Raw genomic sequence first — 15,235 nt, 5'->3', positions numbered from 1 at the left:
AACTTCAGCACAGGGAACAGTAGAGCACATTCATCGTGATGATGAGGGCTCCCGCCTTGGAATGTGGCTTTTCCTGTTCACCGAACTTCTTTTGTTCGGCGGAATGTTTCTGGTCTATGCAGTTTATAAATTTACCCATACGGAGCAGTTTCACATTGCAGCCAAAGAGTTAAATACCCTTTTTGGTGCTCTCAATACGATAATTCTGCTTACAAGCAGTCTTACCATTGTGCTTGCAATTGTAGCTATCTCCAGAGGGCAGAAATATTTATCTCTCTTTTTCCAACTGATGACACTTGCAATGGCAGGTGGTTTTCTTGTCAATAAATACTTTGAATGGTCTGCGAAGATAGCACATGGTATTTATCCCGGAAGTGAAAAACTCCTTGAGAAGGAGAGTGGTGAAATTCTGTTTTTCGGTTTATATTATGTTATGACGGGACTTCATGGTCTTCATGTAATTATCGGAATGGTACTCATCGGTGTAATGACCTGGTGGACCTGGAAAGACAAAATAAATCAGAGTCAATTTGTTCGCCTCGAATCTGCCGGTCTTTACTGGCATTTGGTGGATGTGATCTGGATTTTCCTTTTCCCATTATTTTATCTTATATCGTGAGGTCTTAAATGAGCGAACATAATTCACACGAACATAAAGATCACGCACACGGTTACGGTCACTATATAATTATCTGGTTTGCCCTGCTGGTACTAACCGGTTTGACTGTGGCGGTTGCGGGAATCAATTTTGGTAACCTGACGATAATAACAGCACTTTCGGTAGCTGCTGTTAAATCATTTTTAGTGATGAAAGTATTCATGCATCTGGAAGTTGAGAACAGGATGTTTACTCTGTTTGTTTACACATCCATCTTTTTCCTGGCAATATCACTAATTCTTTTATTTTCTGACTACAGTTTTTTGCAAGGATAGTTATAAATGTTTAACGAAACAAATTACATTGACAGTGTAAATCATGCTTTCACATTTATTGTGGTCATTTCTGCAGTACTCCTTGTTGTAATCACAATTGTGATGTTATACTTCGTTTACAAGTATAACGCAAAGAGAAACAAAAAAGCGGTGAATATTGAAGGGAACATGGCTCTTGAAGTTGCATGGACCATTATCCCGCTTTTCCTCGTGGCAGGAATGTTCTGGTATGGTTACCTCGGATATGAAGCACTTGCCACCCCCCCTGCTGATGCCTATAAAATTAAGGTTATCGGACAGATGTGGAAGTGGAATTTTGAATATGACAACGGTGTGAAAACTGATACTTTGTATGTACCCGCAGGGAAGCCGATTCAACTGGATGTAACTTCCTCCGATGTGAATCACAGTTTTTACATGCCGCATTTCCGGTTCAAAAAAGATGCACTTCCCAACAAGAACAACATGGTCTGGTTTCAGTCTGATGAGACCGGAGTGTATGATATTGCCTGTGCTGAATATTGCGGACTGAACCACTGGAATATGTACACAAAAGTGCATATTGTAAAACAGGATGTTTTTGATGCATGGCTTGCCGGTAAGGCAAAAGCTGCCGGAATCACCTCCGGAGCCCCGGCCGTAGATACAACTGCTGCTCCTGTTGATACCGTAAAAACAGCACCGGCTAAAGTTGAGAAGAAAAAATAAATGAAAACACTTCTCGATCTCGTAAAGATAAGGATTACCGTTCTGGTGTCAATCACCACCGGTTTTGGATATCTTTTATCTAAAGGAGAGATTGATTTTGGTGTAATTTACCCGGTAATCGGGATTTTTCTTACAGCTTGCGGTTCTGCTGCCATCAATCATCTGCAGGAGATTGATATTGACTTAAAAATGAACAGAACCCGGAACCGGCCACTGCCGGCAGGGTCTCTTTCAAGCATGCAGGTGATAATGATTGCATCTGCATTCATTGTTTCAGGCTCACTCCTGTTGTTGTTCATGACAAGCTATGTCGAAATGTTGCTTGGTCTTCTTGCTGTGGTGTGGTATAATGTAATTTATACACCCATGAAGAGGAAGAATCCGTTCGCGGTTGTACCGGGATCCATAATCGGGTCCATTCCACCTGTTGCCGGGTGGGTCGCCGGAGGCGGAGACCTTACATCTCCCGAGAGTGTATTTTTGGCGTTTTTCTTCTTTATCTGGCAGATACCCCATTTTTGGTTGCTTTTATTGTTCCTTAATAAAGATTATGTTTCATCGGGCCTCCCGACTATCATGAGCAGATTCAGCGAGGAACAACTTGCAAGAATTACTTTTGCATGGATATTTGCAACTGCACTTTCGGCTTTGCTGTTCCCAATGTTTAATCTCGTAAGCGGATGGGTTGCATTGCTGATGATCATCTTTTCTGCCGGAGCCCTGGTAATTTATTCCATCCAGCTTCTGAAGCATGATACGGGAAGACCCGCATTCAGAAAGGCATTTATGGGAATAAATTACTTTGTATTGTACCTGGTTTTAGTTGTCTCAATCGATAAATTGATTCCGAAAGGATTATTTTAGTATGGATTTTCTCGACAAATTAGTTTTACCCCAGTCGCTGGAGCACATTCAGTTATTGCACTATATGATGATGCTGGTGCTGTTCCTCTACATCCCGTTTACGGGTATGTTGATGGGCGGTCTGTCGCTGTCGCTCTTTTTTAAGAGGAAGGCAAAATCGACGGGTAATCCTTTTTATCTTCGTCTTTCGTCGGAAGTAATACGAACCGTAACAGTTAAGAAGACTGCGGGTGTTATTCTGGCGATGCTTCCTCCTTTTGTTCTGACATTTATCGGAGCACAGATACTTCATCAGTTGAAAATAGCAGCAACCGGTTATCTGTTTTTTGGTGCACTTCTTGGTGTTCCTGCGGTAATACTGGTTTATATCTATCGCTATTCTTTGGAGTTTAAGGGATTGTTCAAATCGATGGAGGGGAACAAAGAAGTTGACTCCTACTTCGAGAGTGCAAGTGATCTTAACCGTTTCACCGGTCCCTGGGGTATGTTCATGATGATTTCATCAACATATTTCGTGATAGCAGGTATCTCTTTGGGTATCTACTCTAACGAATGGGAAGCTTCGAAGAATCTGCTCCACATTTTTGCCTCAGGAAGTTTCTTTATTAAGTGGCTCTATCTTTTTGCATTTGGTTTTGCTGTTACTTCGATCGTTCTGTTATTCAGATTTTTCTACTGGGACGGTGGTATAAAGGATGAATCAGGAGAGTATAAGGAATTTGCAAGAGAGAAATTCTCGAAGATTGCAATGCTTTCAGCTTTTGTATTGCCACTCCTCATCTTGATTCATACTGTTCAGATTCCTGCCTCATCATTGAGCAAGACGACATTGATGTACTCTGCTATAGCAGCATTGCTTCTATTTGGTCTATTCCATTCCATTTACGAGATTGTGAAGAAGAAGAACATGAATGCAACAAGCTGGGCGTTGTTATTCGTCGTTTTCTCTGCAGTGGCTCTCATTCTGGGTGATCAGAGTGCGTTCAAACAGAGCACAAAAATGAACTCAATAGCTCTTTCCGATCAGTATGATTCAACCATGAAACAGATGTTGGCAGCAACAGGTGCAGCAGAGATCAGTGGCGAAGCAATTTTCCAGCAGAAATGTCAGGCATGCCACAAGTGGGATGTTAAACTTGTCGGACCTCCATATAAAGAGACTCTCCCAAAATATGAGGGAAAACTTAATGAGCTTTACAACTTTATTGGTAATCCTGTGAAGGTAAATCCTGCTTATCCGCCGATGCCTGCCCAGGGTTTGAAGCCAAAGGAAGTGAAAGCTGTTGCGAAATACATTATGGAGAATTATAAAACGAAATAGCTATTAACTATGAGCTATGATCTATGAGCTGTTCTTGTATTTAAGTTTTAACTGCCTTTCAGAGATGGGAGGCAGTTTTTTTTTTTGAATGGGGGTTAGGGGAATTCGGGCAGGTCGTCTTCCGGATCAAGTTCGAAATCGAGGGCGATAAAGAGTTTTGCACACATCTCACCTTTGAACTTGCCGGTTTGTTTGCAGTTTTTATAATGTTCTTCCAGCCTTTTTGTGTCTCTTACATCTTTTGAAAGGTAAAAGTCAGAAAGGGAGCTTCCGCATTCGGTACAAAAAATAAAATTTTTAGATTTTTCGAGTGTATTTTTTTTGAACATCAGACTAAATCGTTAATTATACTACAAAGATAAGGGATTGAGTCCAAATTTTCAGTATAAAAAAAGGCTGTCTGTTGCGGGAGACAGCCTTAGAAGACGCCTGAGTCTAACCTGAAAAAGGTTATTTAGACAGAAGAACCGGTACCCGGTTGATGACGGTTACCAATCCCTCTGTGTTTTTTACTTTTTGTGCATCATTTTGGTTCCACGACTTGGAAAACCTTAAATTTTTTGAAGAAAAATGATTATTTTAATATTTTAGCAAAAGAAATTTAATATTGAATGTCTGACGATAACGAACTGTTAAAGAGAAAAAAAGAGCATCTTGAACTGTGTGCATCCGATGCAGTAACATTTAGAAATGTAACTGCGGGTTTCGAGCACTATGGTTTCATTCATAATGCTCTGACCGAGGTCGATCCTGATGAGATTCGATTGAACAGTGACTTCTTTGGATATCAGACAGATTATCCATTCTACATCTCCTGCATGACCGGCGGAACAGACGAAACCGTAAACATAAATTTAAAACTTGCTAAAGCTGCCAGAGAATTAAACATCCCTCTCGGGCTTGGCAGTCAAAGATATGCTCTTGAAAGCAACAACTTCAATGAGCATTTTGACAAGGTAAGGGAAGCTGCCGGTGAAATACCGTTGCTTGGAAATATTGGGGCTGCACAGATTGTTGAACCCGGTATAATCAAAAAACTTCAAAGACTGATAAAAATATCTCATATAAATGCTCTTACTGTGCATCTGAATCCGGCTCAGGAATTGTTCCAAAAGGGTGGAGAGACGAAATTTAAAGGACTTCTAACCGCACTATCTGCAATCAAAAAAGAGATGGAAATCCCTCTGATTGTGAAGGAAGTAGGGTCGGGTATTGACGACAGGGCTGCAGACGAACTGTTTTGGGTGGGGGTTGACATGGTGGATGTTGCCGGCGCGGGGGGTACATCGTGGAGCGGAGTTGAGATTTTGAGGAACGGTGGAGACAACAGCCACGATTTTTGGGATTGGGGATTGCCAACCAGCTATTGTGTCAGAGTCATTAACGAACTCAGATGGCAATATAATTTCAAACTGGCAGCTTCGGGAGGTATCAACTCCGGTATGGAAGTGGCGAAGGCTCTTGCACTCGGTGCTGATTTTACCGCTTCTGCGAGAAGAATCCTGAAGGAATTATTGGAGAACGGAGAGGATGGTGTGGTAAATCTGGTCAGGGACTGGTTCGACACAGTGACAAAAGTAATGTTCCTTACCGGTTCCCCGACACTGGAAGAATTGAGAATGTCAAAAATTAAGAAGAAACAGGAATTGATCTGATAAATGGATGATTTTAAGAAACTCTACGGAGAAGTAAAAGAGAGAATCGACAAAGAGCTTTCTCTGGTAATGAAAAACAGGGAGCCCTTGTCTCTCTATGCTCCTGCAGATTATATTATGGACAGCCCGGGAAAGAGGATTCGTCCCGTTCTTGTTGTGTTTTCCGCTCGGGCGGTAGGTGGTTCGTTTGAAGAGGTGTTGCACGCCTCACTCGCTGTTGAGATGTTGCACAATTTTACTCTCGTCCACGACGACATTATGGATAACTCCGATAAAAGAAGAGGGATGCCTACACTTCACATTAAGTACGACTTGAGTACCGCAATTCTAACGGGAGATGTACTTCTTGCTGCCGCTTATGAGTATCTTCAGAAAGACCTGAAGGGGAATGCGAAAGCGGTTGAACATTTTACGAGAGGGCTTATAGAGGTTTGTGAAGGTCAAAGTCTCGACAAGGATTTCGAGCTCCGGGAGTTTGTATCGCTCGATGAGTATCTTGAAATGATCGGCAAAAAAACTGCGGCACTCTCAAAAATGTGTTGTGCAGTGGGTGCCATACTTGGCGGTGGAAGTGATGCTGAAGTGGATGCACTTGCAAACTATGGATTTCTTGTTGGTCTGGCCTTCCAGATTCAGGATGATCTGCTCGATATCACAGCCGACACCTCAGCTCTTGGAAAACCGGTTGGTGGCGATCTTCTTGAAGGGAAAAAGACATTCCTCTTCTTGAAGGCTCTCGAGAAAAGCAGTGGTGAGGATCGTTTGGCCCTCGAAAAGATAGCAATAAACAAAGGTGCCAAACCTGATGAAATCGGATTTTACCGCGATCTTTTTGAAAGACTTGGGGTGCTTGAGGATGCCCGGAACGAAGTTGAGAAACTCACTTTTGAAGCGCTTGGGCAACTGTCGGTTTTAAAGAATCAGGAATATATCGAATTGTTTACATCCCTGGCGAATTCATTGCTTAACAGGACTAAATAGGCTGTTCTAATGATAAAAAAAAGAGTGAAAATTGTTAACAGAGCCGGTTTGCACACAAGACCGGCAGCAATGATTGTAAAGATTGCTTCAAAATACAAATCACAGTTTTACATCTCGAAAGACGGATACAAAATTAACGGGAAAAGCATCATCGGAGTAATGACTCTGGCAGCAGCTCAGGGGAGTGAACTTGATCTTGATTTTGAAGGTGTGGATGAAACCAACATGTCGGAAGAAGTCTGTACATTTTTCGAGAGAGGATTCGAAGAGCTATGAAAGGATATGATTTGCTGCTGAGCAGCTCGTTCAACTGGTTGAAGGGCATTCCGGCTGCACCCGGACTGTACATCGGCAAATCATATGTCTACTCAAAAGAGGCGATTGTAATCAAGGATGGTCAAATTGAGGACATTGAAGAAGCCGTTGCAGCTTTCAATGAGGCACTCGAAAGATCGAGAAAAGAGCTTGATAAAATTTTCAAAGTGGCAAAAGAAAAAATGGGGGAGCAAAGGGCTGCAATATTTGAGGCTCAGTTACTCATTCTGGAAGACCCTGATCTTGTCGGAGTTATTCAGGATAGAATAGTTGCAGAAAAAAGGGAACCGGAGAGTATTGTAAAAGAAGAGTTTAACAAACTGACTGCCATCATGTACGACACAGAAGATGTTTACATGAAGGAACGGGCAAATGATATCGAGGATATCAGAGACAGAATCATCCGGAACCTGAAAAAGGAGAGATGGTCGTCGCAGATTGTACCGGGAACAATAGTGGTCAGCGAATCACTTACGCCGGCTGATACAATTCTCTTTTCGAGAAATGATGTGAAAGGCTATATTACTGAACACGGTGGATTGACATCTCACGCAGCAATTATCGCCAGATCTTTAAGCATTCCTGCAGTACTCGGTGTCCCAAAAGTTTTGGAAATAGTCGAGGGGGATACTGAACTTATTGTTGACGGTTTTTACGGCTATGTCTTTATAAATCCCACAGAAGAGCAGATAGATTTCTTCCGGTCAAAGATAGACCACTTGAATGCTGTCAATGAGGGGATGAAAGAACTTGTGGATCTTCCTTCGGTTACTTTGGATGGAGTTGAAATTGAACTTCAGGCGAATGTTGATGTGTCGGGGGAAATAGAGAAACTGGCCTCGAGTGGTACCAAAGGTATTGGTCTCTACCGGACAGAGCAACTGATAGAAGAGCTTGGTGAATTTCCTGATGAAGAAACCCAGACCCGCATTTATACAGATCTCTCGGCGAGGATTTATCCTGAGCCGGTGACTATCCGGGCGTTCGATCTTGGCGGGGACAAAACCAGACTTTTCCATCCTTCGGAGAGGAATCCGTTTCTGGGATTGAGAGGCATTCGATTTCTGCTCGATAACAAAGATCTCTTCAAACAGCAGATTAAAGCAATTTTGCGTTCATCAATAAACAAAAATATCCGGTTTATGCTTCCTATGGTCTCCACGATAAAGGAAATAAGGGAGACCAAAAAGTTGATTGAGGAATGCAAGGTCGAACTGACAGCAGCTGGAAAAAGATTTTCCGATGCATTTCAGCTTGGTATCATGATAGAGGTACCTTCCGCTGCAGTTCTTGCTTCGCAACTCGCCCCTGAGAGCGATTTTTTCAGCATCGGCACCAATGATCTGATTCAATACATGATGGCAGTCGACAGAGGGAATGATCTTGTCGCTGATCTGTATCAGGAGTTTCATCCTGCGGTTATCAGAACTCTCGGATATATAATGGAAGACTGCAAGGAGTTTAATATAAGTATTAGCATCTGCGGTGAAATGGCGGCAGATACTCTTGCAGTGCCACTGCTTGTCGGGCTGGGCATCACATCGCTGTCAGTATCTCCGGCAGCAGCTCCGTCAATAAAGAGAACAATCAGATCCTTCAGTTATGCAAGGGCAAAGGAACTGGCTGAAGAATGTATCAAATGTCCTTGTGAAGAAGATGTACTGGAAAAAATCCAGATATTCTTTGATGAGTTTAATATTCAAAGGACACGGCACTTAATTTAAATACAGTTCACTGACCGATTGATCAGGCGGTGGACTGTCTCCCCATTTTTTTTGATAATGAACTCGAGAGATTCCCTGAGCAAAAAAGTTATCATCTCCGTTTTTTTCCTTCTCTGGGTTTTAGCTCCAATAATTCCCGCACAATCCTATTTTTTTGGACGAAACAAGGTTCAGTACGAAAATTTCGATTGGCGAATAATGAAGACAGAGCATTTCGACATTTATTACAATGCCGAAATGGCTCCGGTTGCAGAGATTGGTGCCAGAATCGCTGAGGATGCCTGGTCCCGGCTGAAAGTTGAATTTTCACATACAATTACTCATCCCATCCCTTTAATTTTTTACAATACCCATATTCAGTTTCAACAGACCAATGTTTCGCCGGGGTTTATTCCTGAAGGAGTGGGCGGTTTTTTTGAATTTCTGAAAGGAAGGGTGGTAATTCCATTTCTTGGATCAATGGAGCAGTTTCGTCATGTTATAAATCATGAACTCACTCATGTATTCATGACCTCGAAAGTCACCAGATTATATAAAGACAGAAAATGGACCTCGGCCAACCTGCCTCCACTCTGGTTCGTTGAGGGGCTTGCGGAATTTTACTCCACAAGACCTGATGCTCAGGCAAACATGATAATGCGGGATGCACTGCTTAACAATTACTTCACAGGTCTAAAGAATATTGACGCTGTTTACGGCTCGTTCATCATGTACAAGTTTGGCCAGGCATTTATGGAATTTATAAATGAGAAGTATGGCAAGTGGTACATCATACGCATGCTTGAAAACCTCCATCTTTCCGAAGATTTTGACGAGGTGATGTCGATTACGCTGGGCAAGTCGATTGATGAGATTGATGCCGAGTGGACAGAAGCCGAAAGGAAGAGATATTTCCCGTTGGTGAATACGCATTCTTCAAACTCTCTGGTAACCAATAAAATAATCTCCGGTGGATACAATTTTGATCCCGTTGTCTGGATTGATACTGCAAGGCAAAAGTACAATCTGGTTTATACCGCCAACAAAGACGGCTATTCATCACTATACATTTCAGAGATGGATTCATCGTTTTCTAAAGAGATTAAAAGAGAAAGGCTTTTGACTGCCGAAAGAGGTGCGGATTTCGAGTCTGTTCATCTTTTTGAACCGTCACTTGCTGTTTCAAAAAACGGGACAGCGGCCTTCATCACGAGATCAAAGGAAAGTGATGTAATACACTTCGTTGATCTGAATGGTAAAGAAAAAATTAAAACGCTCCGTTTGGACTCCATCATTTCCATATCCGATCCTGCTTTTACAAACTCTGGGGATTTGCTTTTCAGGGGTATTGACAAAAAAGGATTCACTGATATTTACCGCCTGGTTTCGAACGGAACCCTGATACGGCTTACCACTGACCACTTTAATGACCGTTATCCCGCAGAGGGAATCATTGAGGACGAGGTAATATTTGTATCCGACAGAACAACTGAAGGAGCGAAGGTTTTCTCCAATATTTTCAGTGTCAAAAATACCGGTGAAAATCTGACCCGACTTACCTCCTCGAATTCAAATTTTGCCTATCCAAAGCTCAGTGCCGATAAAACAAAACTTATTACCGCAAACGATGCCGATGGAGTTTACAATCTCTACTCAATAGATATCAAATCGGGCAGGTTTGCTGATTCTCTTAAACCTGTCACTGCCTTGTACACAGGACTCGAATCACCATTTTCAATCTACAGAAATTCAATATTCTTTACATCGATTGAAAGATTGAGTTTTGATATTTATAAATTCAACATTGAAGCAAAAGATACAGTCAAACTGCCGACTGTCTCCCTTAACTCCGGTAAAGTGACAAATTCCGGGAAATTTGATATCCTGCCGGCAGAATCGAAAAAAGGAGTTGTTAATTATTCCGAGGAATACACCCTTGATTACGCCCAAAGTCAGATTTCGACTGACCCTGTTTTTGGTACAAGAGGAGGAGCTCTTTTCTCATTGAGTGATCTTTTAGGTGACGACCGTTTCTTTATGCTGCTTTTCAATACTGCCGAGACACAATCTGATTTCCTTGAGAATTTTAATGTGGATATCTTCAGGTTAAATTCAAAAAACAGGACGAACTGGGGCTACGGGATATTTAATTATCGCGGGAGGAGATATGACCTGCGTGAGAGCGATGAGTACTATTACGAAAAAAGTTTTGGGTCTTACTTCGTGTTGCAATATCCGCTTTCCTCTTTTGACCGGTTAGAGACCTCACTTTCACTCGCTAATGTAAACAAGGATATCATCGGTTTTGGGAATGACACAAAATCACTCCTCCTGAGCAACAGCGTTGCTTATGTATTTGATAATGCCTTGTGGGGACCCTCCGGTCCTCTTGATGGGATGAGATTCAGATTTCAGCTTGGAATGACCCACGATATCAGATATAAAAATGAGAATTTTTACAGTTTAATAGTGGATTACAGACATTATCAGAGGCTGTTATACACCACAAGTCTCGCCTTTCGAGCTTCTGTTTACTGGAATGAAGGGACGACCACACGCCGTTACATAGCGGGAGGGAGCTGGGATTTGAGGGGATATCCGAGATTTGGTTTACGCGGACAGAAATTTTGGATGACATCAGTTGAACTGAGATTCCCTTTGATTGACAGAATTGCTCTGCAACTCCCGTTCGTAGGCCTGAGTTTCTCAGGAATCCGCGGAGCACTTTTTTTTGATGCGGGTTCCCTCTGGGATAAAACCTACACCGAAACCCTCGGAAGTGTCGGAGTTGGATTTCGTTTCAATCTGTTCAACCTGATTCTGTTCCGATACGACATCGGCAAGAAGATTGAAAATAATTTCAGCCGCTTCCAGGACGGGCTATTTTATCAGTTTTTCTTTGGGTGGGATTTTTGAAAAAGTTTTTGTCACTTTTCTTCGTCGTAAGCTCATTTTTCCTTGCTACAGGCTGTTACTCTTCCATTACTTTGAAGAGGGAGATCACTTTGCCGGAAGAGGATTCCAAAACAATCGTTGACCCCGATTCTTTAAGAGTGGTTACGGTTCTCGAAGCGAACGGTAATTTTTTCCGGAATTCACTGAACTTTCACAAGGGTTTTCTGTTTGCAGCCGAATACAGCGGACGAATTTATGCTTTTGAACCCGATAAATTTGAAGAGAATGGTTATGCCTCCACGAGAAATACAACCATTGTTTCGGCACCTGTTTTTCGGGGTAATCAGATGTATTATTTATACAAGAAAAAACAAAATCCCGCTTTTCAGTTCGCTAAATACGATATATTAAAAGGGAAAGAGGAATTTGACAAAAAATTACCGGCAATTGGAAACGGGGCACTTTTTGATGCTGATGGTTTGATAGTGACAGTTGCAGATAATGGGGTTTTCTTCCTCGACAGCAGTGCTACCTTAATAAAGCAACTTGAGATTAAGGGGAGCATCTCCTCTGTCGTATTGCAATTCCCCGGCAAGATAGTTGCAGGACTGACAACAGGCGAAATATGCGAAATCAGCACCACTTCAATGGAGATTAACTATTTTAATTGCGGTACCAAAGATGTGGTGACCGCATTTTATCCCGTGGGCGACAATTACCTCGTTGCATTTGAGAGCGGGGGTATAAAACTTGCCGGCAGAGAGGGGTATGAGTTTTGGAGTGTGAAAACGGCGAAGATAGAGGCTGTTCCCCTGATTTCAGGGGGAGAGGTTATTGTTGGTGACCTTGCCGGGAAAGTTTACAGGATAAGCCTGAAGACGGGCGATGTCAGGGCAACATTTGATTCAGGGGGAATGATTGACCTGAAAGCATTTGCGACTAAGTCAAGAATTATCATCGCTGCTGCAGATGGTAAAATTATACTTCTCGATAAAGAAAAGATGAAACCACTTCAGGAGATGCAAACCGGGGGGAGAATCCGGACAGAAATTCTCTATAATGGTGGATTACTTTTCATCGGATGTGATAATGGCAATATATTAGTAATTCATATTTGATTAATACCCTGAATTTTAATTAATTTGTTTGTGGAATTTTACAGTTTAGCAATTTTTGGAAAATTGAATACAAGTACCCGGAAGTTTCCTTTATGAATATAAATTACATTTGTGAATCAAAGTGTGGACTTGTTCGCGAGACCAACCAGGACCACGCAGACACACTTCAAACAGAAGACGGATTTCTCGCCGTCGTTTGTGATGGGGTGGGTGGAAATAATGGTGGCGAGACAGCATCGCGGATTGCAGTTGATTCAATAATTGAAGCATTCATGGAATCAACCGGGAGTCATCCTTTGGATCGTTTGAGTGCAGGAATAAGGCATGCAAATGACAGGATTACTGAGGCTGCCTCACGGGATATTGAACTAAAAGGAATGGCGACTACTGTTGTTGTTCTTTATCTCGATAAAAACGGCGCTTATTGGGCACACGCCGGTGATTCGAGAATATATTTCTTTTTTAACGGGGAGTTGCAGCAACTGACCAAAGACCATTCGCTGGTGCAGAACATGGTTGACAAAGGTATCATTACTCCGCAAACCGCTGAAAAACATCCTTTTAAAAATATTATCACTCGCGCGGTGGGTGAGAAGGATGAGATCGAAATTGAGACCGGTAAGATGGCCCTTGACTCATCAGACGAACTAAAATTTCTCCTTTGCACCGACGGAGTCAGTGGCATGATTTCCAGAGATGACATCATCGACATTCTATCTATGGAGGATCTCTCGGAGATGGATGTGAGAATATCGAATCTTGTCGAAGCAAACGGTGCAACTGACAATTACACATTTATAATAATTAGTAACAAATAGAAGTACTCCTATGATAGGCGCTATAATTGGCAGTTATAAGATAATTTCAAAGTTGGGAGAGGGCGGCATGGGTGCCGTTTACAAAGCTCTTGACTTGAAACTTGAGAGATTTGTTGCCTTGAAAATTTTGAGTGCCCAGACAGCACAAAGTGCTCAATTTATCGAGAGATTTAAGAGAGAAGCCCGGAATCAGGCTAAACTTAATCACCCTAATATAATTCCGGTTTACGGTTTTATAGATGAACAGGGTTATCTCGGTATTGCGATGGAGTGTGTTGACGGTGAAACGCTGGAGCAGATAATTGACAGGAAAGGTTCTCTTGAACTTGGCGAGGCTCTCGACATTCTGCAACAGATTTTAAGGGGAGTAGGCTATGCTCATCAGAAAGGCTTCATTCACAGGGATATTAAACCTTCGAATGTGATGATCGACCCTGATGGTGTTGCAAAAATAATGGATTTTGGGATCTCCAAATCGATTTATGAAAAAGGAATTACCAAAACAGGAACAAAAATTGGCACGCTCCTTTATATGAGTCCGGAGCAAATAAATGCCGAGGAACCAACCAGACAGAGCGATATTTACTCGATAGGCATCACCTTTTATGAGATGCTGTCCGGTTTGACGCCTTTTGAATCGGGAACCGAATATGAGATCATGCAGGGGCATCTAAAGAAACCTGCTCCAAAGCTTTCGGCTACAATTCCCGGTTTACCGCCGATGATCGATAAAATAATCTCCAAAGCCCTCGAGAAAGACCAGGCAAAACGCTTCTCAAGTTGTGACGAGTTCCTTCAGGAAATCGGATATGCTCTGAATGTAATCAGGCAGGGTCCGGCACCAGCGAAAGACCGCTCGCCAATGGAGCAGCAGCAGTCGGCAAAAGTAAAACGGTCTATAAAATTTACCATCTTTACGATTCTCGCATTTGCCGGTTTGATTGGGGCGGTTTACCTGTTCTATACACTTATTTCAGGTTTTGGTGACAGTCTCAAAGCGAAGAAACAAACCTCTCTCGACACCTCGTTTTCATCCACGAGCAGCCCTCAGTATCAGGGGGCGAACCCGTTTGAAAGGATGAATACAGGATTGCCGGTTAATCTGCGGAGTGCTGTTTTTGACGGTTCAGGAACCGGAGTTGCAGTGGGCGACAGCAGTACGATCATCCTTACTTCGGATAATGGTACAACCTGGAAGACGATTCCGTCTCCCGATAAAGTCGAACTCTACACCGTTTCCCACATCCCAAGTCTGGGCTTCATGATCGGAGGAGCAAAAGGGACTTTGTATGCTTTCGTACCGAGGGATTCACTATTGAAGAAAATGACCATTCCCGGCACAAGTGATATCTTGAAGATCGAGACAATGGCCTCCGGGAAAGTGGTTTTACTTGGAGCCGGCGGCATGATCCTTTACTCTGATGACCAGGGAGTTACCTGGAACAAAGGAACGACCGGAATTACAAACGACCTCTATTCTGCCGACTTCATGGATGGAAGCATCGGAATAGCCGTCGGTGACAACGGAACCTTGATCAGGACTGAAGACGGCGGTAAAACCTGGACTTTGGGACCATCGGTAACGACCACATACCTGAAAGATATCCGGTTCGTCGGAAACGGGGTGTTTATGATGGTCGGTGGTGGTGGTCAGATATTCCGTTCCGGAGATGGTGGAAGGGAATGGAAAAAGATTGATGTGAATGTAACTTCACCATTAATTGCAGTCCGGTTCAATTCACCAACAAACGGAGTGATCATATCCAACACGGGTGATATTTTTAGAAGTGAAGACGCCGGTGAGACCTGGAAATATCAGCAGGCGGTTGCGGGAAGTCTTCTCAACTCGGTAACATCCGGAAAAGCGAGGCTTTACATGGCTGCCTCCGGTGGTGCGATTTTGTATTTGAATTTTTAAGGATTT

At 42.7% G+C, this 15,235-nt stretch carries 14 protein-coding genes; 13 read left to right on the top strand and 1 reads right to left on the bottom strand.

Features of this window, described 5'->3' with window-relative positions:
* Positions 1 to 61 precede the first annotated feature (61 nt).
* From J0L60_11040 to J0L60_11020, 5 genes are read left to right on the top strand one after another with little or no spacing between them, the layout of a single operon-like run.
* Entirely contained in the window at positions 62 to 619 is a 558-nt protein-coding gene (locus J0L60_11040; GenBank protein ID MBN8546652.1) for a cytochrome c oxidase subunit 3, read from the top strand.
* Positions 620 to 627: 8 nt separating this feature from the next.
* Complete coding sequence (locus J0L60_11035; GenBank protein MBN8546651.1) at positions 628 to 933, top strand: cytochrome C oxidase subunit IV family protein; 306 nt, start codon at positions 628 to 630, stop codon at positions 931 to 933.
* Positions 934 to 939: 6 nt separating this feature from the next.
* Positions 940 to 1,641, top strand: coding sequence for a cytochrome c oxidase subunit II (gene coxB / locus J0L60_11030; protein MBN8546650.1), 702 nt, complete (start codon positions 940 to 942; stop codon positions 1,639 to 1,641).
* Positions 1,642 to 2,505, top strand: coding sequence for a protoheme IX farnesyltransferase (locus J0L60_11025; protein MBN8546649.1), 864 nt, complete (start codon positions 1,642 to 1,644; stop codon positions 2,503 to 2,505).
* A 1-nt stretch (position 2,506) separates the two neighbouring features.
* Positions 2,507 to 3,826, top strand: a complete 1,320-nt coding sequence (locus J0L60_11020) for a c-type cytochrome (protein MBN8546648.1) — start codon at positions 2,507 to 2,509, stop codon at positions 3,824 to 3,826.
* Positions 3,827 to 3,921: 95 nt separating this feature from the next.
* Here J0L60_11020 and J0L60_11015 read toward each other — a convergent pair whose 3' ends face one another.
* A complete protein-coding gene (locus tag J0L60_11015; protein ID MBN8546647.1) occupies positions 3,922 to 4,155 on the bottom strand; it encodes a hypothetical protein in 234 nt (77 codons plus the stop codon).
* Positions 4,156 to 4,437: 282 nt separating this feature from the next.
* On the opposite strand from J0L60_11015, the gene fni reads away from it, so the two are divergent.
* From fni to J0L60_10975, 8 genes are all read left to right on the top strand, one after another.
* A complete protein-coding gene (gene fni / locus J0L60_11010; GenBank protein MBN8546646.1) occupies positions 4,438 to 5,481 on the top strand; it encodes a type 2 isopentenyl-diphosphate Delta-isomerase in 1,044 nt (347 codons plus the stop codon).
* 3 nt (positions 5,482 to 5,484) lie between these two features.
* On the top strand, positions 5,485 to 6,462 hold the full coding sequence (locus tag J0L60_11005) for a polyprenyl synthetase family protein (protein MBN8546645.1): 978 nt from the start codon (positions 5,485 to 5,487) through the stop codon (positions 6,460 to 6,462).
* Positions 6,463 to 6,471: 9 nt separating this feature from the next.
* Positions 6,472 to 6,738, top strand: coding sequence for an HPr family phosphocarrier protein (locus J0L60_11000; protein ID MBN8546644.1), 267 nt, complete (start codon positions 6,472 to 6,474; stop codon positions 6,736 to 6,738).
* Positions 6,735 to 8,501, top strand: a complete 1,767-nt coding sequence (ptsP, locus tag J0L60_10995) for a phosphoenolpyruvate--protein phosphotransferase (protein MBN8546643.1) — start codon at positions 6,735 to 6,737, stop codon at positions 8,499 to 8,501. Before J0L60_11000 ends, ptsP begins: the two co-directional genes overlap by 4 nt.
* 198 nt (positions 8,502 to 8,699) lie before the next feature.
* Positions 8,700 to 11,396 carry a BamA/TamA family outer membrane protein gene (locus J0L60_10990; protein ID MBN8546642.1) on the top strand — a complete coding sequence of 899 codons (2,697 nt, stop codon included), beginning with the start codon at positions 8,700 to 8,702 and terminating at the stop codon, positions 11,394 to 11,396.
* The gene (locus tag J0L60_10985; protein MBN8546641.1) at positions 11,393 to 12,493 is read left to right on the top strand and encodes a PQQ-binding-like beta-propeller repeat protein; all 1,101 of its coding nucleotides are present in this window, start codon (positions 11,393 to 11,395) and stop codon (positions 12,491 to 12,493) included. Before J0L60_10990 ends, J0L60_10985 begins: the two co-directional genes overlap by 4 nt.
* A 92-nt stretch (positions 12,494 to 12,585) precedes the next feature.
* Positions 12,586 to 13,311 carry a serine/threonine-protein phosphatase gene (locus J0L60_10980; protein MBN8546640.1) on the top strand — a complete coding sequence of 242 codons (726 nt, stop codon included), beginning with the start codon at positions 12,586 to 12,588 and terminating at the stop codon, positions 13,309 to 13,311.
* Between the two features lie 10 nt (positions 13,312 to 13,321).
* Entirely contained in the window at positions 13,322 to 15,229 is a 1,908-nt protein-coding gene (locus tag J0L60_10975) for a protein kinase (protein ID MBN8546639.1), read from the top strand.
* Positions 15,230 to 15,235: the final 6 nt, after the last annotated feature.

Source organism: Ignavibacteria bacterium, assembly GCA_017302895.1.
Lineage (GTDB): Bacteria > Bacteroidota > Ignavibacteria > Ignavibacteriales > Ignavibacteriaceae > UTCHB3.
This window is presented reverse-complemented; position numbering and strand designations above follow the sequence as displayed.

Excerpts from the sequence above, each read along its gene's own strand:
- coxB (MBN8546650.1), top strand. The coding sequence starts at position 940 with ATGTTTAACGAAACAAATTACATTGACAGTGTAAATCATGCTTTCACA.
- J0L60_10975 (MBN8546639.1), top strand. The coding sequence starts at position 13,322 with ATGATAGGCGCTATAATTGGCAGTTATAAGATAATTTCAAAGTTGGGA.
- J0L60_11000 (MBN8546644.1), top strand. The coding sequence starts at position 6,472 with ATGATAAAAAAAAGAGTGAAAATTGTTAACAGAGCCGGTTTGCACACA.
- J0L60_11015 (MBN8546647.1), bottom strand. The coding sequence starts at position 4,155 with ATGTTCAAAAAAAATACACTCGAAAAATCTAAAAATTTTATTTTTTGT.
- J0L60_11040 (MBN8546652.1), top strand. The coding sequence starts at position 62 with ATGTGGCTTTTCCTGTTCACCGAACTTCTTTTGTTCGGCGGAATGTTT.
- J0L60_11005 (MBN8546645.1), top strand. The coding sequence starts at position 5,485 with ATGGATGATTTTAAGAAACTCTACGGAGAAGTAAAAGAGAGAATCGAC.
- J0L60_11025 (MBN8546649.1), top strand. The coding sequence starts at position 1,642 with ATGAAAACACTTCTCGATCTCGTAAAGATAAGGATTACCGTTCTGGTG.
- J0L60_11020 (MBN8546648.1), top strand. The coding sequence starts at position 2,507 with ATGGATTTTCTCGACAAATTAGTTTTACCCCAGTCGCTGGAGCACATT.
- J0L60_11035 (MBN8546651.1), top strand. The coding sequence starts at position 628 with ATGAGCGAACATAATTCACACGAACATAAAGATCACGCACACGGTTAC.
- fni (MBN8546646.1), top strand. The coding sequence starts at position 4,438 with ATGTCTGACGATAACGAACTGTTAAAGAGAAAAAAAGAGCATCTTGAA.
- ptsP (MBN8546643.1), top strand. The coding sequence starts at position 6,735 with ATGAAAGGATATGATTTGCTGCTGAGCAGCTCGTTCAACTGGTTGAAG.
- J0L60_10980 (MBN8546640.1), top strand. The coding sequence starts at position 12,586 with ATGAATATAAATTACATTTGTGAATCAAAGTGTGGACTTGTTCGCGAG.
- J0L60_10990 (MBN8546642.1), top strand. The coding sequence starts at position 8,700 with ATGAAGACAGAGCATTTCGACATTTATTACAATGCCGAAATGGCTCCG.